Source organism: Streptomyces sp. NPDC088252, assembly GCF_044740965.1.
Taxonomy (GTDB): Bacteria; Actinomycetota; Actinomycetes; order Streptomycetales; family Streptomycetaceae; genus Streptomyces.
The window spans coordinates 365085-387415 of sequence record NZ_JBIURS010000006.1 but is presented as its reverse complement, the minus strand read 5'-3'; the positions used below and the strand labels follow the sequence as shown (position 1 = coordinate 387415).

Below are 22331 nucleotides of genomic sequence, written 5' to 3'. Positions count from 1 at the left end.
CGCCGTCACGCCGTCTCGGTGACGAGACGTTCGACCGCGGCCACGGCCGCGCCGATGGCCTCCGGGTCCTGGCCGCCGCCCTGGGCGACGTCCGGCTTGCCGCCGCCACCACCACCGAGGGTCTTGGCGGCCGTACGGACCAGGTCACCGGCCTTGAGTCCGCGTTCACGGGCGGCCTCGTTGGTGGCGATCACGGTCAGGGGACGGCCGTTGGCGGTCGTGAACAGGGCCACGACGGCCGGGCGGCCGCCCTGGATACGTCCTCGGACGTCCAGGACGAGCTTGCGCAGGTCATCGGCCGAGGTGCCGTCCGGTACCTGGCCCGTGACCAGGGCGACGCCGCGTACGTCCCTGGCGGAATCGACCAGTCCGGCGGCGGCCTGGAGGACCTTCTCCGCGCGGAACTTCTCGATCTCCTTCTCGGCGTCCTTCAGCTTGCCGAGCATTCCGGCGATCTTCTCCGGCAGCTCCTCGGGACGGCCCTTGACCAGCTCCTGGAGCTGGGCGACAACCGTGTGCTCCCTGGCGAGGAAGTTGTACGCGTCGACGCCTACGAGGGCCTCGATGCGGCGCACGCCGGAACCGATGGACGATTCGCCGAGCAGCTTCACCAGACCCAGCTGGGCGGTGTTGTGCACGTGCGTGCCGCCGCAGAGCTCCTTGGAGAAGTCGCCGATGGTGACGACCCGGACCCGCTCGCCGTACTTCTCGCCGAACTCGGCGATGGCGCCCTGCTTCTTGGCCTCGTCGATCGGCATGACCTCGGCCTGGACGTCGAGTTCGCGGGCGAGGACCTCGTTGATCTTCTGCTCGACATCGGTGAGCACCGTGCCGGGTACGGCGGCGGGCGAACCGAAGTCGAAGCGGAAGCGGCCCGGCGAGTTCTCCGAACCGGCCTGGGCGGCCGTCGGGCCCAGGGCGTCGCGCAGCGCCTGGTGCGTGAGGTGCGTGGCGCTGTGGGCGCGGGCGATGGCGCGGCGGCGGGTGTTGTCGATGGCGGCGTAGGCACTGGCGCCGACGGTCACCTCGCCGACCTGCACCGAACCCTTGTGGACGGAGACGCCGGGAACGGGCTGCTGGACGTCGCGGACGTGAATGACGGCGCCGCTGTCGAGCCGGATACGCCCCTGGTCGGCGAGCTGGCCACCGCCCTCGGCGTAGAACGGGGTGCGGTCCAGGACGACTTCGACCTCGTCGCCCTCGGAGGCGGCGGGCGAGGGCACGCCGTCGACGAGCAGACCGACGATCGTCGACTCGCCCTCGGTGGCGGTGTAGCCGGTGAACTCGGTGATGCCGGAGTTGTCGGCGACCTCGCGGTAGGCGGAGAGGTCGGCATGGCCGGTCTTCTTGGCCTTGGCGTCGGCCTTGGCCCGCTCCCGCTGCTCCCTCATCAGACGGCGGAAGCCGTCCTCGTCCACCGAGAGGCCCTGTTCGGCGGCCATCTCCAGGGTGAGGTCGATCGGGAAGCCCCAGGTGTCGTGGAGCAGGAACGCCTTGTCGCCGGCGAGGACCTTGCCACCGGCGGCCTTGGTCTCCGTGACGGCGGTGTCGAGGATGTTGGTGCCGCCCTTGAGGGCCTTGAGGAACGCGGCTTCCTCGGCGAGGGCGACGGTCTCGATGCGCTTGCGGTCGGTGATCAGCTCCGGGTACTGCTGCCCCATCGTCTCGATCACGACGTCGACCAGGTCCTTGACCACCGGTCCGGTGGCCCCCAGCAGCCGCATGTTGCGGATGGCGCGGCGCATGATCCGGCGCAGTACGTAGCCGCGGCCCTCGTTGCCGGGAGTGACGCCGTCACCGATGAGCATCACGGAGGTGCGGATGTGGTCGGCGACCACGCGCAGCGAGACGTCCGAACCGTGGTCGGCGCCGTACCGCACACCGGTCAGCTCGGTGGCCTTGTCCATGACGACGCGCAGGGTGTCGGTCTCGTACATGTTCTGTACGCCCTGCAGGATCATGGCGAGGCGTTCCAGACCCAGGCCCGTGTCGATGTTCTTCGACGGCAGGTCGCCGAGGATCGGGAAGTCCTCCTTGCCGTCACCGGCACCCCGCTCGTACTGCATGAAGACCAGGTTCCAGATCTCCACGTACCGCTCGTCGTTGACGGCCGGGCCGCCCTCGACGCCGAACTCGGGGCCGCGGTCGTAGTTGATCTCGGAGCAGGGGCCGCAGGGACCGGGGACACCCATGGACCAGAAGTTGTCCTTCTTGCCCAGGCGCTGGATGCGCTCGGCCGGTACGCCGATCTTGTCCCGCCAGATCTGCTCGGCCTCGTCGTCGTCCAGATAGACCGTGATCCACAGCCTCTCGGGGTCGAGACCGAAGCCGCCGTCCGCCACGGAGGCCGTCAGGGCCTCCCAGGCGTAGCTGATGGCGCCTTCCTTGAAGTAGTCCCCGAAGGAGAAGTTGCCGCACATCTGGAAGAACGTGCCGTGCCGGGTGGTCTTGCCGACCTCCTCGATGTCCGGCGTACGGACACACTTCTGCACGCTGGTGACCCGCGGCGCGGGCGGCTTGACCTCGCCGAGGAAGTACGGCTTGAAGGGGACCATGCCCGCGGGGACCAGCAGCAGAGTCGGGTCGTCCGCGATGAGCGACGCCGAAGGGACGACGGTGTGACCGCGCTCCTCGAAGAAGCTCAGCCAGCGGCGACGAATTTCAGCCGACTCCATCAGTGGTCCTCATTCCGGTTGTACGAGTTGTAGGGGAGCTTGCGGTGGTTGCCGACTTCGAGGGGCCTGTCCGGTCCGACGGGTTCGGCCGCCTCGACGGCAAAATGACGCCGTACGGGGAGGTCCGGGGCGACCGGCGCCTCCAGGCCCAGCGCCTCGCCCAGCTCGGCCTCTCGCCGGGCCATCGACTCACGGACGTCCAGAGCGAAGTCCTTGAGCTTGTGACCGGTCTCGATCGCCTTGTCCGCGGCCTGCGCCGCGAGACTCTCCGGGGTCAGCTGCCTGAGCTTCCGGTTGACCTTGGTCGTGGCCCAGACACCGGCGGCGGCACCGGCGGTGAACCAGAACGTACGGCGGAGCATCGCTGCGTCAGTCCTTAGATCCGCGGGAGTTTCTGCCGCCGCGCTTCCTGCCACGCGCGGACGGCACCGTGCGCCCGACGATCACCGTGCGACGGGCCGGCCGAGGGGCGGGGCCGGGCTCCGGACCGGCCTTGCGGCCGATGGCCTGCCGTACCCCGTAACCGAACGCGGCGACTTTGACGAGCGGTCCGCCGAAGGTCGAGGCGACGGTGGTGGAGAGCGCCGAGGCGTTCGAGGTGACTTCCTGGACGTCCGTCGCGATCGCGTCGACCTTGTCGAGCTGGGTCTGTGCGGAGCGAACCGTGGCTGAGGCGTCGGCAAGCAGCGGGACCGCCTGCTCGGTCACGTCCGCCACGAGCTTGGTGGTCGCCCTGAGCGTCTGGGCCAGCCTCACCAGTACGACGGCGAGGAACGAAACCAGGATCGCCCAGAAGACGGCCACCAGGATCCCGGCCACCTCTCCACCGGACACAGTGCACCGCTCTCTAGCTTGTCGCTGTCTCTGTACTGTCTGTCTCTGCTCGGTCCGGCGACCGCTGTCACAACAGCCGGTCGTCGTCTCCCGAGCCTATCGCGCCGGTGGTCGCGCCCCGTACCGCATTACCGGCGGGAGGGGGCGAGTTGCCATAAGGAGATTGTACGGAGAGCTTCCGAACCAGTACTCTGCGTGTTTCATGCGACGCCCCCAGCGCTCCCGCCCGTCCCCCCACGATCCGAGCGACCCCGTCGGCGCCCTCGGCAATCTCCCGGCGGAACTGAACAGATTCGTGGGGCGGAAGGACGAACTGGCCGCCCTCGGTCGGCTGCTGAACGAGTCGAGGCTCGTCACCGTGGTCGGGGTCGGCGGAGTGGGCAAGACCCGCTGCGCCGCCAAGATCGCCAAACATTTGGAGAAACGGTACTGCGACGGAGTCTGGATGGCGGAACTGTCCGCCCTCCACGATCCGGAGCTGCTGGACCACGCGCTGGTCGACGCCCTCGGGCTCACCGATCACACCGGCAGACCACCGCGCACGACGCTCCTCGAACATCTCGCGGGTCGCCAACTGCTCCTGGTGATCAACGGCTTCGAGCACTTCGTGGACGCCTGTGCCGAGCTGGTGCGTGAACTGCTGCGCCGGGCGCCGCGACTGCGGGTGATGGCCGCCGGCCGACTGCCTCTGGAGCTGGACGGCGAGGTCACCTTCCCGCTCGCGCCGATGACCGACGAGGACGCGATGCTCCTCTTCGAGGAGCGGGCCGCCGCGGTACGGCCGGAGTTCCGGCTGACCGACCACAACCGAGCGATCGCGCGCGAGCTGTGCCACCGGCTGGACGGAATCCCGCTCGCGCTGGAACTGGCCGCCGGACGGCTGCGCGCGCTCTCCACCGAACAGGTGCTGCAGCGCCTGGACGACCGCTTCCGGCTGCTGACCGGCTCCAGCCGCAGCGTGCTGGCGCGCCACCAGACACTCCGCACGGCCATCGGCTGGAGTCATGAACTCTGCGCTCCGGAGCAGCGGCTGCTGTGGGCGCGGCTCTCGGTGTTCGCCGGGCAGTTCGATCTGGAGGCCGTCGAGTACATCTGCAGCGGAGCCGATCTGCCGGCCGAATCGGTGCTCGACGTGCTCTCCGGGCTGCTCACGCAGTCCGTCGTCCTGCGTGAGGACTCGGCGGCCGGCACCCGCTACCGGATGCTGGACACGGTGCGCGAGTACGGCGCCGAGTGGCTGGCGGCCACGGGTGGGACGGACCGGTTGAGACGCCGCCACCGGGACTGGTTCCTGGGGCTGGCGACCATGTGCGAGCTCGACTGGTTCAGCCCGCGGCAGGACGAGGTGGCCGCCCGGGTGGAGAGCGAACTGCCGAATCTGCGGCGGGCGATGGAGTATTCGCTGGAGAGCGCGGGCGAGGCGCATCTCGCGCAGTACCTGGCGGGCACCCTCTGGTTCCTCTGGGTCGGGTGCGGACGTCTCTCGGAGGGCCGGCACTGGCTGCACCATGTGCTGGAGGAGGAGTCACCGTACGACTCCGCGCGGCTCAAGGCGTTGTGGGTGCTCGGACATGTGGCCGTGCTGCAGGGCGACCCGGTCGGTGCGGTCTCCGCGCTGCAGGAGTGCCGGGACGAGGCGGACCGGGCGGGCGACTCCACGGCGCTCGCGTACGCGGTGCACCGGATGGGGTACCTTGCGCTCCTCACGGACGACATGGTCAGGGCACAGGAGCTGCTGGGCGACGCGCTCGGCCGCTACCGGGAACTCGGTGAGCTGAACAGCAATGTACTGATGGCCCAGATCGAGCTGGCGATGGCGGTCGGATTCCACGGGGACCTGGACGGGGCGGCCGCGATCTGCGAGGAGGTCAGGGAGATCTGCGAGGACCACGGGGAGCGGTGGGCCCTCTCGTACGCGCTGTACGTGCTGGCCTTCGCCGCATTGCAACGGGGCGGGCCGGACCGGGCCCGGGAGCTGCTCGGCGAGTGTCTGTCGATCGGTCACGCCTTCCACGATCTGCTGGGCTCGGTCCTCGCGCTGGAGCTGCTGGCACTGGTCACGGCGGTCGAGGGGGACGCGGCGGAGGCAGCGGTGCTGCAGGGCGCCGCCGACCGGATCTGGCCGTCGGTGGGGCTGCCGCTGTTCGGATCGGCCTACTACGGGCAGCCCCGGGTCCGGTGCGAGGAGCTGGCCCGCCGGGAGCTGGGCGACGGCCCCTACGAGTCGGGGCTGCGCGCGGGCGGGCAGCTGGATCTGGACGCGGCGGTGGCCAGGGCGCTCGGTAGCGGGCCCGCGAACCGGGCGCAGCCGGCGGGCCGGCTGCCCGGCCCCCTGCCCGGCCCCGGGAGAACGCGGAGGCCCGCCGCCTCCCGTACATCGGGGAGGGGCGGGCCGGAGCGCTGCTGAATGCGGCTGCGCCTGGATCAGCGGGCGTAGTACTCGACGACGAGCTGCTCGTCGCAGATCACGGGGATTTCCTTGCGGTTCGGGTCCCGGTCGAGGCGGAAGGCCAGGGCCTGCAGGTTCACCTGCAGGTAGCGCGGGGTCTCGCCGTCGGGGGCGTAGCCACCGGCGCGGGCAACCTGGAAGGGGTGCTTGTCGCGGCTGCGCTCGCGGACCATCACGATGTTGTCGGGACGGACACGGAAGGACGGCTTGTCGACCTTGCGGCCGTCGACCTCGATGTGACCGTGGACGACCATCTGGCGGGCCTGGTAGATGGTCCTGGCGATGCCCGAACGCAGCACCAGGGCGTCGAGACGACGCTCCAGCTCGACGACGAGCGCCTCGCCCGTCTTGCCCTCGGCCTTCTTGGCGCGGTCGTAGGCACGCGCCATCTGGCGCTCGCTGATGTCGTACTGGGCACGCAGGCGCTGCTTCTCCAGCAGACGGACCTTGTAGTCCGAGTTCTGCTTGCGACCACGGCCGTGCTCGCCCGGCGGGTAGGGGCGGGCCTCGAAGTACTTGACGGCCTTCGGCGTCAGCGCGATGCCGAGCGCGCGGCTCTTCTTGACCTTGGGACGCGACTGGTTAGGCACGTTCTCCAGACCTCCGTTGTAGGTTAGGTTAGGCTCACCTTACTTGAGGAGATCGCATGTCTCGCCCGGGGAACACCACACACGTCACGGACAGCACTGACAGCGTCGACACCCCTCAGGGCGTCGATACGACGGAGGACCGATCAGATCGTGGTCAGCCGCGTCCCGGCGGGCTTGAAAACACTCGGATGCCGTCAGCAGCCGAGCGCACACGAACTCTCGTACAGAGTACCTGTTCGGCGGTACTGCTCGTCCCCGGGCTGAACGCCGCAGGCCCGGATCAGCTGATGCCGCTGACCAGGGGCGTGGGCCCCGACGGGGATCTGTTCCTCGAACTCCCCACGGATTCCCCGGTCGTACGGGCGGCGACGCACGCAGAGGACGACGAGCTGACGGCTGTGCTGGAGATCACGGACGTCGCCCCGGTCTCCGTGCCCCATCGCATCCGCGGTCGCGCGTGGGTCTCCGGGTGGCTCACCACCGTCCCGGGCATGTCCGGGCCGGGCGGGACGACGCTGCGGCTGGAGACGGGCGAGGCGTACATCGACGATCTGTGGGGCGCCGAGGACGTCGAACCCGACGCGTTCCGGGACGCGGCCCCCGACCCGCTCGTCGGACACGAGGCGGAACTGCTCCAGCATCTGCACGCGGCGCACGGCGAACAGCTGGACGCGCTGTTCGGGCTGCTCGGCGAGCGTCCGGCCCCGTCCCGCGCGTCACGTCGGCCCGTCGTCGTGCCGCTGGCGCTGGACCGGTACGGGCTGCGGGTACGCCTCTGCGAGGACCGCGACCGCTGCTTCGATGCGCGCTTCGAATTCCCCGGGCCGGTGCGCGACGTCGGCGAGTTGCGCCACGCCGTGCACACGCTCTTCGAGGCCGCGGTGGGCTGAGCCGCCGGCCCCGACTGCGCTCCTTGCGCACTCAAGGCTCTGCGCGTCTTCAGCGGCCCCGCGCGTCCCTCTCCGCCGTACTCAGTCGGCGGACGGGCTCGCCCCGCCGTCGGAGCCCGTGCGGCCGAGCCGCTCGCGGACCCGCTCCACCACATCCGCGTAGCGCGCCTCCGCGCCGTAGCGCGTGGGCCGGTAGTACCGCTGGTCACGGACGGCGTCCGGGGCGTACTGCTGGGCGACGATACCTCCGGGGACATCGTGCGGATACACGTAACCCACGGCATGGCCCAACTTGGCGGCGCCCTTGTAGTGGCCGTCGCGCAGATGCGCCGGGACGGGACCCGCGAGTCCCTTCCGCACATCCTCCTGGGCGGCGAATATCGCCAGTGTCGCCGCATTGGACTTGGGGGCGAGCGCCAGGGCGATCGTCGCGTGGCTCAGGACGAGCGCCGCCTCCGGGAATCCGATCATGGCAACCGCCTGGGCGGCCGCCACGGCGGTGGGCAGCGCCGTGGGGTCGGCGAGACCGATGTCCTCGCTCGCCGAGATCATCAGCCGCCGGGCGATGAACCTGGGGTCCTCCCCCGCCTCGATCATCCGGGCCAGGTAATGCAGCGCGGCATCCACGTCGGAGCCGCGGATCGACTTGATGAGCGCACTCGCCACGTCGTAGTGCTGGTCGCCGTCCCGGTCGTACTTGACGGCGGCGCGGTCGACGGTCTCCTCCAGGGTCAGGAGAGTGATCTCCTTCTCCTGCTTGGACAGCGCCGCACCGGCCGCGGCCTCCAGCGCCGTGAGGGCCCGGCGGGCGTCACCACCCGCGATGCGCAGCAGATGCGACTCGGCGTCCTTCGGCAGCGCCACCGTGCCACCGAGTCCGCGTTCGTCGGCCAGGGCGCGCCGCAGCAGGCCGCGCAGATCGTCGTCGGTGAGGGATTCCAGGGTGAGCAGCAGCGAGCGCGACAGCAGCGGCGAGATGATCGAGAAGTACGGATTCTCGGTGGTCGCGGCGATCAGCGTCACCCAGCGGTTCTCCACGGCCGGGAGCAGGGAGTCCTGCTGCGCCTTGGAGAAGCGGTGGATCTCGTCGAGAAAGAGGACCGTCTCCTTGCCGTAGCCCCCGGTGGCGCGGCGGGCACCCTCGATGACGGCCCGCACCTCCTTGACGCCGGCGGTGATCGCGGAGAGCTCGACGAAGCGCTTGTTGGTGGCCTTGCTGACCACGTACGCGAGAGTCGTCTTCCCGATGCCTGGCGGGCCCCAAAGGATCACGGACGACGGGCCCGCCGGCCCGCCGTTCCCCTCGCCGACGAGACGGCGCAGCGGCGAGCCCGGCTTGAGCAGATGCTGCTGGCCGACGACCTCGTCGAGGGTGCGCGGGCGCATCCGGACAGCCAGGGGGCTGCTGGACGGGTCCTTGTCCTGGCGGTCTTCGGCGGCTGCGGTAAAGAGGTCGGGCTCCACGTTTTGAACCCTATGTCACGGCACTGACATCCCTGCCGGGCCGTCGCCCGGCAGGAGCCCGGTGGCGGCGCCGGTCAGCTGGTCCAGAAGTCCCACCAGCGGGTCAGGATCAGCATGCCGATGATGCCGATCCACAGGACCGGCGGCACCCAGTGGAACTCCGTCAGTCCGTTGCGCAGCCAGTTCGGCGCCGGGAGGATCCGGTGCTTGATGTTGTGCGTGGTGACATAGCAGAACATGAAGATCGTGGCGACCCATGCCAGGCAGCACCACAGGCAGAGCGAGTTGATGGTGTAGAGCGACTGGTACTGGAGCCAGGTGCAGAAGCCGACGCCGAACAGCGTGCCGGCGTTCATTCCGAGCCAGTACCAGCTGCGGAAGCGGGCGCCCGCGAGCAGCGCGAGGCCGATGCCGATGATCACGGAGTAGGTGACCAGACCGAGCATCGGGTTCGGGAAACCGAAGGCGGCGGCCTGCTCGCTCTTCATGATGTTGCCGCAGGCGACGACCGGGTTGAGACTGCAGCCCGGCGTGAAGCTGGGGTCCTCCAGCAACTTGAACTTGTCGATCGTGATGACCCAGGCGGCGAGGAGTCCGGCGGCGCCCGTGATCACCAGCAGCATTGCGAACGCCCGACTGCCGCCGATGGTCCTCTTCACGCCGTCCTCGTCCTGGTCGGAGGAGGGATGGTCAACCGCTGCAGTCGTCATATCGCCGTTCCATCAGTGAGTGGCCTGCTGGGCACGGTCATTGTGCCGCACAGCGCCGCTGGGCTTCTGTTCGATGGACATAAAGGTGTACGTGAAGCCCGATGTGCGACCGGACCGGACCACTCGGTCCGGTCATGGCCCCGGACCCGGACCTCGCCCGGGGTGGCGGGGGCGTCCCGCGCGGCAGCGGCGGCGAACCGGCCGTGGTCGACGGCTCGGACCCGGGGATCCGCCGAGGCGAGGGGCAGGGAGCGCTCGGGCCGGGCGGGGCCGGGAGGAGCGCCGCGGGATCGCCGTGTCCCGGTGCGGAGAGGGGCCGGGCGCTCGGCGGGGACCCGGCATCTACTGAACGCCGTCGGGGTATCGGGCAGGAACCGTCCGGCGGGGTGAATCCTCCGCCTCCGGGTTGACGCCGTGCGAGGCGGTGACGCACATCATCCGCGGTCTTCCCGGGCCGCACGGCCACGAGGACGTCAGCACGTCGGCGACGGGCGTGCGGTGCTCGGACCTGCGGCCCTGCGCCGTGCCCGCCTCCCGTCCGCCGGAAGGACCGGCGCGGCGGCCACCGCGCGGGGCGGCGCCGGCCGGCCCTGCGCGGAAGGGGGCTCGCCGGACGAACCGCTGTTCCGGCCCGTCCCGCGAGCCCGCGCCACGCAGGTGCGCCGGTCCGATCCGAACGAGAGGTCCTAGGCCAGTCGCTCGCGGATCGCCCCGGTCACGTCCGCCAGCAGCACCGCCGTCTGCTCGCCGGACTCCATGTCCTTGAGCTGGACGAGTCCCTCGGCCAGGTCCCGCTCGCCCGCCACGATCGTCAGCCGCGCTCCCGACCGGTTCGCGCTCTTCATCGCACCCTTGAGGCCACGGTTTCCGTACGCGAAGTCCGCTGCCACGCCCTCGCGGCGCAGTTGCGTGACGATCCCGAAGAGCACCCGCCGGGCCTCCTCGCCCAGTGGCACGGCGAAGACGCTGGTGGTCGCGGGGAGTTCGAGCTCGATGCCCTCCGCCTCCAGCGCGAGCACCGTACGGTCCACGCCGAGCGCCCAGCCGACCGACGGGAGCGCCGGGCCGCCGATCATCTCGGACAGGCCGTCGTAGCGTCCGCCGCCGCCCACCGCGGACTGCGAGCCGAGCCCGTCGTGGACGAACTCGAAGGTGGTGCGGGTGTAGTAGTCGAGACCGCGGACGAGCTTCTCGTCGTCCTCGTACACCACACCGGCCGCGGAGAGCAGGTCACGCACCTCCTCGTGGTACGCCTTGCAGGCGTCGCACAGGTAGTCGCGCAGCACCGGGGCGCCGACCAGCTGCTTCTGCACCTCGGGCCGCTTGTCGTCGAGGACCCGGAGCGGGTTGATCTCGATGCGGCGACGCGTCTCCTCGTCCAGGTCGAGCTCGCGCAGGAAGCCCTGGAGCGCGTCCCGGTAGACGGGGCGGCACTCCTTGTCGCCCAGCGAGTTGAGCAGGATGCGGAAGTTCCGCAGGCCCAGCGTGCGGTACGCCTGGTCGGCCAGGATGATCAGCTCGGCGTCCAGCACCGGGTCCTCCGCGCCGATCGCCTCGGCACCGACCTGCGAGAAGTGCCGGTAGCGGCCCTTCTGCGGGCGCTCGTAGCGGTAGTACGAGCCGGAGTACCAAAGCTTCACGGGCAGGTTGCCGAGCTTGTGGAGGTTGGCCTCCAGAGCCGCGCGCAGCACGGACGCGGTGCCCTCGGGGCGCAGCGCCAGCTGGGAGCCGCCCTTGGTGGTGAGGGTGTACATCTCCTTGGTCACGATGTCGGTGGACTCGCCGACACCGCGCGAGAAGAGGGCGACGTCCTCGAACCCGGGCGTCTCGATGTAGCCGTAGCCGGAGTTCTTCAGGGGTGCGGCGATCGCCTCGCGCACCGCGAGGTACTTCGCGGAATCGGGCGGGGTCAGGTCGTACGTGCCCTTGGGGGCCTTGAAGGTGCTCACGGGTATTTCTCTCGTCACATTCCTCGTCGGGGCGCGTCCATACCGTGCAGATACGGATTCGAGGCGCGCTCGCGGCCGATGGTCGTCTGGGGGCCGTGGCCGGACAGCACCACGGTCGAGTCGTCGAGCGGCAGGCACACACGGGCCAGCGACTCGAGCAGCTCGGCGTGGTCGCCGCCGGGCAGGTCGGTGCGTCCGACGGAGCCGGCGAAGAGCAGGTCGCCCGAGAAGAGGATCTGCGGAACATCCGCGGCCTCGGGCATCCTGAACGTCACCGACCCCTTGGTATGGCCGGGCGCGTGCGCGACACCGAACTCCAGACCGGCCAGCTTCAGCAGGGCCCCGTCGCTCAGTTCCCGGACATCGTCCGGCTCCCCCACCGTCAGCTCACCCATGAGCGGCATCCCGATGGAGCGGCCGAGGGCCTTCTCCGGGTCGCTCATCATGAACCGGTCCTCCGGATGGATCCAGGCGGGGACGTCGTGCGCGCCGCACACCGGGACGACCGAGGCGACGTGGTCGATGTGGCCGTGGGTCAGTACGACGGCGACGGGCTTCAGCCGATGCTTCTTCAGTGCTTCCTCGACTCCTGACGCGGCCTGATGGCCGGGGTCGATGATCACGCACTCCTCGCCTGCGGCCGGGGCGACCAGGTAGCAGTTGGTCCCCCAGGCCCCGGCGGGGAACCCGGCAATGAGCACGATCGTCCTTAATGGTCGTCCGACGGCGAATCGCGACTGAGGAGGTCGCAGCACTTCAGAGCCTACCGGCGCTCCTCATTCCACAGCTAACCCATATACGGTACGGGCAGCCCAGGCCCCAATCACACGACCCACAAGGAGATCACCCGGTGGTCAGCAGCGATCAGCGGCGGCGGCAGCTCGCCAGGGAGAAGTTCGAGCGGCAGCAGCAGCGCCGGGAGGAGGCCCGCCGCAGGACGCGGCGGCTGACCGTCGTCATCGCTTCCGCGGTCGCCGTGGTGGCGGTCGTCGGGGTCGGTGCGTATCTCGCCATCGACGGCGACGGCAAGAAGGACAGGAGCGACGCGGCCGCAAGCCCCTCCGACTCCCCGTCGGCGAGCGAGAGCAGCGCGCCCGAGCCCGCGATGAAGATCGACAAAAAAGCGAAGTACACGATGTCGCTCAAGACGAGCCAGGGCGACATCGCGTTCACGATGGACGGGGCGAAGACCCCGCACACCACGAACTCCTTCAAGTCGCTGGCCGACAAGGGCTTCTTCGACGGTACGAAGTGCCACCGGCTGACCACGCAGGGCATTTTCGTCCTGCAGTGCGGTGACCCCAAGGGCGACGGCACGGGCGGCCCGGGTTACACGATTCCCGACGAGAATCTGACGGCGTTGGGCAAGGCGGGCAAGGACGGCACGGTCACGTATCCGGCGGGCACGGTGGCGATGGCGAACACCGGCCAGGCGCACACCGGCGGCAGCCAGTTCTTCCTCGTGTACAAGGACAGCAAACTGCCGCCCACCTACACGCCGTTCGGCACGATGGACGACGCCTCCCTGAAGGCCGTCAAGGACATCGGTGCGGCGGGGGTGACCGGCGGGGCGGCCGACGGTGCGCCGAAGAAGGCCGTGGACATCTCGAAGGTCGCTGTCGACAAGTCGTGACGGGACCGGGCCGGCCGGTGACGGCGAGGCGGGCCGGATTATTTTCGGCCGCGCTGAGTGCGGACAGCCGGGCGGCCGGTCGCCTAGATTGGCGTTGTGCAGGGCGGGCGCTGCCCGCCCCAGGAAACTGTGGACGATGCCAGGGGGGCGAACCCTCTCGCGGGCATCAGGTGGAGGAGGCGCTGTGAGCAGCGACCCGTGGGGCCGCGTCGATGAGACGGGCACCGTGTACGTGCGTACAGCCGATGGCGAAAAGGTCGTCGGATCGTGGCAGGCGGGTTCCCCCGAGGAGGCTCTGGCCTACTTCGAGCGCAAGTACGAGGGCATTGTGGTCGAGATCGGCCTCCTCGAACGGCGGGTGAAGACCACCGATCTGTCGGCGAAGGACGCCACGACCGCCATCGAGCATCTGCGGCTCCAGGTGGACGAGCATCACGCCGTCGGAGACCTCGACGCGCTGCGCAAGCGGCTCGACGCGCTGGTCGCGACGGTCGACTCGCGGCGCGAGGAGCGCAAGGCCCAGAAGGCGAAGCAGACCGACGAGGCGAAGCACGCCAAGGAGGCGCTGGTCGCCGAGGCCGAGGAGCTGGCGCAGAGCGAGCAGTGGCGCTCTGCCGGCGAGCGGCTCCGTGCGCTCGTCGACACGTGGAAGGGCCTGCCGCGGCTCGACCGCAAGTCCGACGACGAGCTGTGGCACCGCTTCTCGCACGCCCGCTCGGCGTTCTCCAAGCGCCGCAAGGCCCACTTCGCCTCGCTGGACGCCCAGCGCGAGGAGGCCCGTAAGGCCAAGGAGAAGCTGGTCGCCGAGGCCGAGTCGCTCTCCGGCTCCACGGACTGGGGAGCGACGGCCGCCCGCTATCGCGACCTGATGACGGAGTGGAAGGCGGCGGGCCGCGCCCAGCGCGAGGCCGAGGACGATCTGTGGAACCGTTTCCGCGGTGCTCAGGACGTCTTCTTCGCCGCCCGCAGCGAGGTCTTCGCCGAGCGGGACGCGGAGCAGGGCGAGAACCTCAAGCTCAAGGAGGAGCTCGCGGTCGAGGCCGAGAAGCTGGTGCCGGTGAAGGACCTGAAGGCGGCCAGGGCCGCGTTCCGGGCCATCAACGAGCGCTGGGAGGCCATCGGCCATGTGCCGCGTGACGCCCGCCCGAAGGTCGAGGGGCGGATGCACGCGGTGGAGCGGGCGCTCCAGGAGGCCGAGGAGTCGGAGTGGCGCCGGACGAACCCGGAGGCGCGTGCGCGTGCCGCCGGTCTGACCGGTCAGTTGCAGGCGGCCGTGGACAAGCTGCGTGCGCAGATCGACACGGCCCGCGCCTCGGGCAACAACGCCCGTGCCGACAAGCTGGCCAAGGAGCTCGAAGGCCGGCAGGCACTGCTGGACCAGGCGCTCAAGGGCCTGGAGGAGTTCGGCGGCTGAGCAGGCGGCATCCGCCGCCGACCGGCCTCACCGTTGATCGGCGTGCGGCAGGGCCCCTTGTACATGTCCCAGGACGTGTACAAGGGGCCCTTTCAGTGTGAAGCGCCCCCTACGGCCTGCGCGCCGAGGTCACCCGGTAGACGTCGTAGACGCCCTCCACGCCCCGTACCGCCTTCAGTACGTGCCCGAGGTGTTTCGGGTCCCCCATCTCGAAGGTGAAGCGCGAGGTGGCGACGCGGTCCCGGGAGGTCTGCACGGCCGCCGACAGAATGTTGACGTGCTGGTCGGACAGGACGCGGGTGACATCGGAGAGCAGCCGCGACCGGTCGAGGGCCTCGACCTGGATGGCGACCAGGAAGACCGAGGACTGGGTCGGCGCCCACTCGACGTCCAGGATCCGCTCCGGCTGCTGCGACAGGGAGTCGACGTTGACGCAGTCGGCACGGTGCACGGAGACGCCGCTGCCGCGGGTGACGAAGCCGATGATCGGGTCGCCGGGTACGGGCGTGCAGCAGCGGGCGAGCTTGACCCAGACGTCCTCGACGCCCTTGACGACGACACCCGGATCGGCGTTGGATCGGCGCTTGCCGCGGCTGCGCGAGGGCGGTGAGCTCTCTGCGATGTCCTCGTTGGCGGCGTCCTCGCCGCCGAGCGCCTGCACCAGCTTCTGCACGACACCGGCGGCGGCCACATGGCCCTCGCCGATCGCCGCATACAGGGAGGAGATGTCGGGGTAGCGCATCTCATGGGCGAGGGTGACCAGGGAGTCGCCGGTCAGGATGCGCTGGATCGGCAGGTTCTGCTTTCGCATGGCACGCGCGATGGCGTCCTTGCCCTGCTCGATCGCCTCGTCGCGGCGCTCCTTGGAGAACCAGGCACGGATCTTGTTGCGGGCGCGGGGCGACTTGACGAAGCCCAGCCAGTCGCGGGAAGGCCCGGCGCCGGCCGCCTTGGAGGTGAAGACCTCCACCAGGTCGCCGTTGTCGAGGGTCGATTCGAGCGGTACGAGCCGCCCGTTGACCCGCGCGCCTATGGTCCGATGGCCGACCTCCGTGTGCACGGCGTAGGCGAAGTCGACCGGTGTCGCACCCGCGGGGAGCGCTATGACGTCGCCCTTGGGTGTGAAGACGAAGACCTCGTTGCGGGAGAGGTCGAAGCGCAGGGACTCCAGGAACTCGCTGGGGTCCTCGGTCTCCTTCTGCCAGTCCAGGAGCTGGCGCAGCCACGCCATGTCGTTGACGGTGTCCTGGCCCCGTCCGGTGTTCTTGGGGACGTCGGTGCGCACCTTGGAGGCGCCCGCGACGGCCTCCTGCTTGTACTTCCAGTGCGCGGCGATGCCGTACTCGGCGCGGCGGTGCATGTCGAACGTGCGGATCTGCAGCTCGACGGGCTTGCCGCTGGGACCGATCACCGTGGTGTGCAGCGACTGGTACATGTTGAACTTGGGCATCGCGATGTAGTCCTTGAACCGGCCGGGGACCGGATTCCATCGCGCGTGGACGGTGCCGAGCGCCGCGTAGCAGTCGCGGACGGTGTCGACGAGGACCCGGATGCCCACCAGGTCGTAGATCTCGGCGAAGTCCCGGCCCCGCACGATCATCTTCTGATAGACGCTGTAGTAGTGCTTCGGACGGCCGGTGACGGTGGCCTTGATCCGGGCGGCGCGCAGGTCGGCCTGGACCTCGTCGGTCACTATGGCGAGGTACTCGTCGCGCTTGGGGGCCCGCTCGGCGACGAGGCGGACGATCTCGTCGTACATCTTGGGGTAGAGGATCGCGAAGGCGAGGTCCTCCAGCTCCCACTTGATGGTGTTCATGCCCAGGCGGTGTGCCAGCGGGGCATAGATCTCAAGCGTCTCGCGGGCCTTCTTCTCCTGCTTCTCCCGCTTGAGGTAGCGCATGGTGCGCATGTTGTGCAGCCGGTCGGCGAGCTTGATCACGAGGACCCTGGGGTCCTTGGCCATGGCGACGACCATCTTGCGCACGGTCTCGGCCTGTGCCGCCTCGCCGAATTTGACCTTGTCCAGCTTGGTGACGCCGTCGACGAGCAGGGCGACCTGGTCGCCGAAGTCGCGGCGCAGGGTGTCCAGGCCGTATTCGGTGTCCTCGACGGTGTCGTGCAGCAGCCCGGCCATGAGCGTCGCCGGGTCCATGCCGAGCTCGGCGAGGATCGTGGTGACGGCGAGAGGGTGCGTGATGTACGGGTCGCCGCTCTTGCGCTTCTGGCCGCGGTGCCAACGCTCGGCGACCTGGTAGGCGCGCTCGATCTGGCGCAGCGTGGCCGTCTCGATCTTGGTGTCGTTGCTGCGGACGATGCGCAGCAACGGCTCCAGGACCGGGTTGTACGGGCTGGAGCGCTGCACGCCCAGGCGGGCGAGCCTGGCCCTGACCCGGTTGGAGGATCCGCCCGAGCGGGTCGCGGGAGCGGCCGGGGTCACCGGCTTCGCCGGGGGCTTCGGGGCGGACGCGGCCGAGGAGGCGGGGACGGCCGGCTGGGCGGGGGCAGCGGGCGCCGGGCGCAGCGTCGCGGCACCGGCCCGCTCCGGGCCCGCGCCGGGCTCGGGAGCCGGAGGCTTCGGCTTCTGTGCGGGCTGCTTCTTCCCAGGCGTGGCTGGGGCCGCCGCGGGCTTGTCGGGCTGCGGGGCGGCGACTGGCTGGGCCTCGTCTGGCAAGAGCGCTCCTCATGCGGATCCGGATACCCGGAAAGGCCATCGTATCGATCCTGTGGCCGGACCTCCCCCGGGGACCGTGGGACCCCCGGAAACGCGGGACGGGCACCCGGTTGTTCCCGGGTGCCCGTCCTTGGTGCCTGCGAGTGCAGCGAGCCCGTCACGGGCCGATGGTCCGAGCGCCGGCCCGGCCCGAGGAGAAACCGCGGACCCGCCATACGGCCACAGGCGCCGTTCGGACCGTGAGAGCGGCGAGGTGCACTGCCGCCTCCTGCACTTCTCCCGTCAGGGCCGCAGGTCACTGCGCGCAGACCTGACCGAGGTCAGGTGAAACCTCAGTTCCAGCGCAGAAGCGCTGCCCCCTTGACCTTCATCTCCTTGTTGGCGGCGACGTTGCCCCACGGCACCGTGATCTGGCCGCTCTTTCCGCAGCCGGCCTCGTGCCAGGTCTTCTTGCCCTTGGCATTGAAGCCCTTGACCTGCACACATATGCTGCCGCCCTTGAAGACCTTCCAGCCGTAGACCATCTTCATGCCCTTGAAACCGAAGTGGGCGCAGCCGTCGTTGAGCGTGCTCCACTTCCCCGGGATCGACCCGGCGTTCTTCCAGCCGGAGCAGACGCCCTTCGCACCCGGGGTGTTCTGGGCGGGCACAGCTGCCTGGCTCGCGTGCGCAGGAGCAACTCCCACAGCGATTGCGGCAAGCGAAAGAAGAGAAACCGCCCCCGTGGCGATCTTGCGCGAAATCCTCATGTGTTTCCTCCGTTGAGATGCCTGGTCAGTGGCATCAGGAAGATCCAATCAGACAGTCATGCTGTGCGAAAGCGAATTTGAGCCATCACTGAGCTTCCTTTTCGCTGCTTCTGATACGCACATGCGAATCGGGTGTCCAGAAGAAACCCTGAACACCCGATTCATGTGCGCCGCACTCACACGCGGATGAGAGCCTCCAGCGGAGCACCCGCCAGAGCCTGCTCCATGCGGGCACGCCCCTCCAGGAAGCCGAGCTCCATGAGGACCGCGACGCCTGCGACCTCGGCGCCGGCCCGCCGGATCAGCTCCAGCGACGCCTCGGCGGTGCCACCGGTGGCGAGGATGTCGTCGATGACCATGATCCTGTCGCCGGCGGACAGATCCTCCGCGTGGATCTCGATCTCGGCCGTGCCGTACTCCAGCTCGTATGCCTGGCTGAGCGTGGCTCCGGGCAGCTTCCCCGCCTTGCGGACGGGTACGAACCCGAGACCGGCGCGCACCGCGACCGGGGCGGCCAGGATGAAGCCGCGTGCCTCAAGGCCGACGACCTTCGTGGCGCCGTGCCGTACGCACATCTCCGCGAGAGTGTCGGTGAGGGCCGCGAAAGCCGCCGGGTCCGCGAGCAGCGGGGTGATGTCCTTGAACATCACGCCCGGCTTCGGGTAGTCCGGCACGTCACGGATCCGGCTGATCAGGAGCTCACGAATGCTCTCGGTGGTGCTGCTGGTCATCAGCGCTTCCCCGGGGTCCGGCCGCGGCCCCTGGGGGGCTGCTGGCGCTGGCCGACGACCGCGGCAGCGGGCGCCGTGCCCGCCGGGAGGCCGTCCTCCGGCCGCTCGTCCTCGGCGGACTCGCCCTTGGCGGCGGCTGCCGCACGCTTGGCGAGCACCCGCTTCTTGAGCGCCTTCATCTGCGGGTCGCGTCCCTTGAGGTCGGCGACGAGCGGGGTGGCGATGAAGATCGAGGAGTACGCACCGGCCGCGAGGCCGACGAACAGCGACAGCGAGATGTCGTTCAGCATGCCGGCGCCGAGGACGCCGCCGCCGATGAAGAGCAGACCGGCGACGGGGAGCAGGGCCACGACCGTGGTGTTGATGGAGCGGACCAGGGTGCCGTTGATCGAACGGTTGGCGATCTCGCCGTACGTCCACCGCGTCTGCTTGGTGATGCCGTCGGTGCTCTCCCTGAGGCTGTCGAACACGACGACCGTGTCGTAGAGGGAGTAGCCGAGGATGGTCAGCAGACCGATCACGGTGCCCGGGGTGACCTCGAAGCCGACCAGGGCGTAGATACCGACCGTGATGGTGATGTCGTGGATCAGTGCGACCAGGGCCGCGACGGCCATCCGCCATTCGAAGGCGATGGCCAGGTAGATCACGACGAGAACCATGAAGACGCCGAGGCCGGTCCAGGCCTTGTTGGCGATCTGCTCACCCCAGCTGGGGCCGACCAGGTCGGCGGCGATCTTCTCGGTCGGGACGTCGAGGTCCTTGGAGAGCTGGGTCTTGATCTGGTCGGACTTCGCGGTGTCGACTTCGGTGATCTGGATGCGCAGACCGCCGTTGCCGAGCTTCTGGACGATCGCCTGATGGCCGGACGCCTCGGTCGCGATGTTCTCCGCTTCGTCGACGCTCACGCTCGTCTTCGGGGTGGTGAAGACGGCACCGCCCTTGAATTCGATGCCCATGTTCAGGCCACTGACCGCCAGGCCGACGATGGCCGTGATGGTGATCAGGATCGAGACGCCGTACCAGATCTTGCGCTTGCCGATGAAGTCGTAGCCGACTTCGCCGCGGTAGAGACGGGCGCCGAGAGTGCCGAGTCGCGACATCTCACGCCTCCTTCGGGTGGTCGGTGGGGGCGTTGACACGGCGCGAGCGGCGCAGTGGCGGCTTGGCGCCGAGCCGCTTCGGATCCAGACCGGACCACGGGTGGCCACTGGCGAAGAACTTCGTGCGGGCCAGCATCGTCATGACCGGCTTGGTGAAGAGGAACACCACGACCACGTCGAGCAAGGTGGTGAGCCCCAGCGTGAAGGCGAAGCCCTGGACCTTGCCGACGGTGACGACGAAGAGGACCGCCGCGGCAAGGAACGACACGAAGTCGGAGACCAGGATGGTGCGCCGGGCACGCGGCCACGCCCGCTCGACGGCGGGACGCAGGGTGCGGCCCTCGCGGATCTCGTCGCGGATCCTCTCGAAGTACACGATGAAGGAGTCCGCGGTGATACCGATGGCCACGATGGCACCGCAGACCGCCGGGAGGTTCAGCGCGAAGCCGATGGCCGGGCCGAGCAGCGCCATGAGGGTGTAGCTCAGGATGCCCGAGGCCAGGAGGCTCAGAAGGGCGATGAATGCCAGGCCGCGGTAGTAGCTCACCAGGTAGATGATGACCAGGGCCAGTCCGATGGCGCCGGCGATCAGACCCGCTCGCAGCTGCTCACCCCCGAGAGCGGCCGTGACGGTGGTGACGGTCTGCTCCTTGAAGCTGAGCGGCAGAGCACCGTAGGAGAGCACGTTGGCGAGGTCCTCGGCGGACTGCTGGTCGAAGCTGCCGGAGATCTCGGCGTTCGCGCTCAGCGCCGTGCGCACGTAAGGAGCCGAGACGACCTCGCCGTCGAGCACGATGGCGAACTGGTTCTGCGGCGACTGCTGCTGCGCGAGCCGGCTCGTGATCTTCTGGAACTTCTTGGCGCCGTTTTTGGTGAACTCCATCTGAACGATCCACTGACCGTTCTGCTGGTTGATCGCGCCCTTGGCGCTGTCCACGTCCGTGCCGGAGACCTCGGCCGGGCCGAGGATGTACTTGGCGTCACCTTCGGAGCTGCACGCGACGGTGGGCTCGGTGGGCTTCACATTCGCGCCCGCCGACGCCCGGCCTGCCTTCGTGGAGCAGTCCAGAGCGCTGAACTTCTTCTCCAGCGCGGCGGTGGCCGGGTCGGGGGCCGAGGGGGTCGTGGACGCCTTCGGCGTGCCGGACGCGTTGGGGCTGGGCGTCGTGTCCTTCAGCAGGGCGCCGGTGACCGCACGGCCCTGGGTGGTGGCAGTGGCCGAGGGGGTGGCCGTGGAGCCGGACGCCTTCCCGCCGGTGTCGGCGGACTCGCCCGGCTTCGGCGAACCGGAGGGCGAGGGGCTTGCGGTGTCCTCGGGCGTCGGCGCCCCCGCGGCGACGGTCAGCACGGGCCGGAAGTAGAGCTGGGCGGTCGTACCGACCTGCTCCCGGGCCTGCTGCGAGTTCGTCCCCTTGGGGATGTTGACGACGATGTTGTCCCGGCCCTGGGTCTGGACCTCGGCCTCGGAGACACCCAGACCATTGACACGGCGTTCGATGATGCTGACCGCGGTGTCCATGTTGGTCTGGTTGATCGCGTCCGGCTTACCGGGCTGGCTCTGCGCCTTGAGCGTGATGGATGTGCCGCCCGCCAAGTCGATACCAAGCCGGGGCGTGGTGTGACCGGACAAGAACATCCCGCCGGTGAGCGCGACCATGGCGATCAGGATCAGAGCCAGGGAACGCCCCGGCCTGCCCTGACCGCCGGCCGGCCCTCGGCTCTTCTTCGGTGCTGCCACCTTCTCGTTTCTCCCTGTCCAACCGCCCCGCGCCGGGTACGCGCCCAAGCGGCCACGAAGTGTAGTGGGGACCCGCCCCCGCAGAAGATCGCACGGTCCGGGGAGTACCGGGTGCCGATGGGCTCACGACACTCCCCGGGTCGTGGGCTACTTCGCGTCGGCCTCGCCGTCGGTCTTGCCCTCGGACTTCTTGTCGGACTTGTCGGACCCGGCGTCCGTCGGCTCGGCGTCGTCGGCCTCGGCCTTCTTGCCCAGGTCGATCTTGGCGTCGTCCGAGGTGTCCTCGTCGTCGCCCGCCTCGGTCAGCGAGGAGGCGTCGTCCGGCACGACGGTGCCGTCGAGGTCGAGGGCGTCCTCGCCGTCGCCGTGGACGATGCGGTTGTACTCGGCATCGTCGAGGACGGCGCCGATCGCGTTCTTGGCGTAAATGGCGTGGACGCCGGGCGCGATCTCAAGGAGGACCGTGTCGTCGTGAAGCTCCTTGACGGTGGCGTACATGCCCCCGATCGTCCGGACGCCGGTGCCGGGCTGCATCTCATTGCGCATCTGGGCAGCGGCCGCCTGCTTCTTCTTGGCGGACCGCGTCATCAGGAACATGGCCCCGATGAGCACGATGAAGGGGAGGAGAGTCACGGGATTCACGGGACGAGTTTCCTTCGCACGACCGCGCTGGAAGGCGGCCTGATCTACGGGGGTGGGTACACCGACCTGTAAGGGCGGCATCGGCGGAGTCT

Annotated in this window: 18 protein-coding genes; 4 read left to right on the top strand and 14 right to left on the bottom strand. The window is 69.4% G+C overall.

Annotated elements, in window-relative coordinates; all coding sequences use genetic code 11:
* Positions 1-5 precede the first annotated feature (5 nt).
* From alaS to ACIOHC_RS15720, 3 genes are read right to left on the bottom strand one after another with little or no spacing between them, the layout of a single operon-like run.
* Complete coding sequence (gene alaS / locus ACIOHC_RS15730; RefSeq protein WP_351074324.1) at positions 6-2675, bottom strand: alanine--tRNA ligase; 2670 nt, start codon at positions 2673-2675, stop codon at positions 6-8.
* A complete protein-coding gene (locus ACIOHC_RS15725) occupies positions 2675-3037 on the bottom strand; it encodes a DUF6167 family protein (protein WP_351074322.1) in 363 nt (120 codons plus the stop codon). Before ACIOHC_RS15725 ends, alaS begins: the two co-directional genes overlap by 1 nt.
* Positions 3038-3044: 7 nt before the next feature.
* On the bottom strand, positions 3045-3494 hold the full coding sequence (locus ACIOHC_RS15720) for a DUF948 domain-containing protein (protein WP_351074349.1): 450 nt from the start codon (positions 3492-3494) through the stop codon (positions 3045-3047).
* A 217-nt stretch (positions 3495-3711) separates the two neighbouring features.
* Here ACIOHC_RS15720 and ACIOHC_RS15715 point away from each other — a divergent pair, with 217 nt between their 5' ends.
* Positions 3712-5916, top strand: coding sequence for an ATP-binding protein (locus ACIOHC_RS15715; RefSeq protein WP_401842972.1), 2205 nt, complete (start codon positions 3712-3714; stop codon positions 5914-5916).
* Positions 5917-5933: 17 nt separating this feature from the next.
* On the opposite strand, the gene rpsD is transcribed toward ACIOHC_RS15715, so the two are convergent.
* Positions 5934-6548, bottom strand: a complete 615-nt coding sequence (rpsD, locus tag ACIOHC_RS15710) for a 30S ribosomal protein S4 (protein ID WP_351074319.1) — start codon at positions 6546-6548, stop codon at positions 5934-5936.
* Positions 6549-6736: 188 nt separating this feature from the next.
* On the opposite strand from rpsD, the gene ACIOHC_RS15705 reads away from it, so the two are divergent.
* Positions 6737-7438: a DUF2470 domain-containing protein gene (locus ACIOHC_RS15705; protein ID WP_351074317.1), complete on the top strand. Its 702-nt coding sequence runs from the start codon at positions 6737-6739 to the stop codon at positions 7436-7438.
* A gap of 81 nt (positions 7439-7519) precedes the next feature.
* Here the strand turns inward: ACIOHC_RS15705 and ACIOHC_RS15700 are convergent, their stop codons facing one another.
* The 4 genes from ACIOHC_RS15700 to ACIOHC_RS15685 all read right to left on the bottom strand — a co-directional run bounded on the left by ACIOHC_RS15700 (position 7520) and on the right by ACIOHC_RS15685 (position 12262).
* Complete coding sequence (locus tag ACIOHC_RS15700; RefSeq protein ID WP_401842970.1) at positions 7520-8902, bottom strand: replication-associated recombination protein A; 1383 nt, start codon at positions 8900-8902, stop codon at positions 7520-7522.
* 74 nt (positions 8903-8976) lie between these two features.
* Complete coding sequence (locus ACIOHC_RS15695; RefSeq protein WP_401842969.1) at positions 8977-9612, bottom strand: vitamin K epoxide reductase family protein; 636 nt, start codon at positions 9610-9612, stop codon at positions 8977-8979.
* Positions 9613-10298: 686 nt separating this feature from the next.
* A complete protein-coding gene (hisS, locus tag ACIOHC_RS15690) occupies positions 10299-11561 on the bottom strand; it encodes a histidine--tRNA ligase (RefSeq protein ID WP_351074313.1) in 1263 nt (420 codons plus the stop codon).
* Between the two features lie 14 nt (positions 11562-11575).
* A complete protein-coding gene (locus ACIOHC_RS15685; protein ID WP_351074311.1) occupies positions 11576-12262 on the bottom strand; it encodes an MBL fold metallo-hydrolase in 687 nt (228 codons plus the stop codon).
* Between the two features lie 149 nt (positions 12263-12411).
* Between ACIOHC_RS15685 and ACIOHC_RS15680 the strand changes: the two genes are divergently transcribed.
* Positions 12412-13194, top strand: a complete 783-nt coding sequence (locus ACIOHC_RS15680) for a peptidylprolyl isomerase (RefSeq protein ID WP_351074310.1) — start codon at positions 12412-12414, stop codon at positions 13192-13194.
* Between the two features lie 184 nt (positions 13195-13378).
* Complete coding sequence (locus ACIOHC_RS15675) at positions 13379-14608, top strand: DUF349 domain-containing protein (RefSeq protein WP_351074309.1); 1230 nt, start codon at positions 13379-13381, stop codon at positions 14606-14608.
* A 109-nt stretch (positions 14609-14717) separates the two neighbouring features.
* On the opposite strand, the gene ACIOHC_RS15670 is transcribed toward ACIOHC_RS15675, so the two are convergent.
* The 6 genes from ACIOHC_RS15670 to yajC form a co-directional block, all read right to left on the bottom strand.
* Positions 14718-17279: a RelA/SpoT family protein gene (locus tag ACIOHC_RS15670; RefSeq protein WP_401842966.1), complete on the bottom strand. Its 2562-nt coding sequence runs from the start codon at positions 17277-17279 to the stop codon at positions 14718-14720.
* A gap of 332 nt (positions 17280-17611) precedes the next feature.
* On the bottom strand, positions 17612-17929 hold the full coding sequence (locus ACIOHC_RS15665; RefSeq protein WP_351074306.1) for a hypothetical protein: 318 nt from the start codon (positions 17927-17929) through the stop codon (positions 17612-17614).
* Positions 17930-18204: 275 nt separating this feature from the next.
* Complete coding sequence (locus ACIOHC_RS15660) at positions 18205-18759, bottom strand: adenine phosphoribosyltransferase (protein WP_365690378.1); 555 nt, start codon at positions 18757-18759, stop codon at positions 18205-18207.
* Positions 18759-19859 (bottom strand): protein translocase subunit SecF, encoded by a 1101-nt coding sequence (gene secF, locus ACIOHC_RS15655; RefSeq protein WP_351074304.1) that lies wholly within the window; start codon positions 19857-19859, stop codon positions 18759-18761. Before secF ends, ACIOHC_RS15660 begins: the two co-directional genes overlap by 1 nt.
* Before the next feature lies 1 nt (position 19860).
* On the bottom strand, positions 19861-21597 hold the full coding sequence (secD, locus tag ACIOHC_RS15650; RefSeq protein WP_365690380.1) for a protein translocase subunit SecD: 1737 nt from the start codon (positions 21595-21597) through the stop codon (positions 19861-19863).
* A 147-nt stretch (positions 21598-21744) separates the two neighbouring features.
* Complete coding sequence (yajC, locus tag ACIOHC_RS15645) at positions 21745-22239, bottom strand: preprotein translocase subunit YajC (protein WP_351074301.1); 495 nt, start codon at positions 22237-22239, stop codon at positions 21745-21747.
* Positions 22240-22331 lie beyond the last annotated feature (92 nt).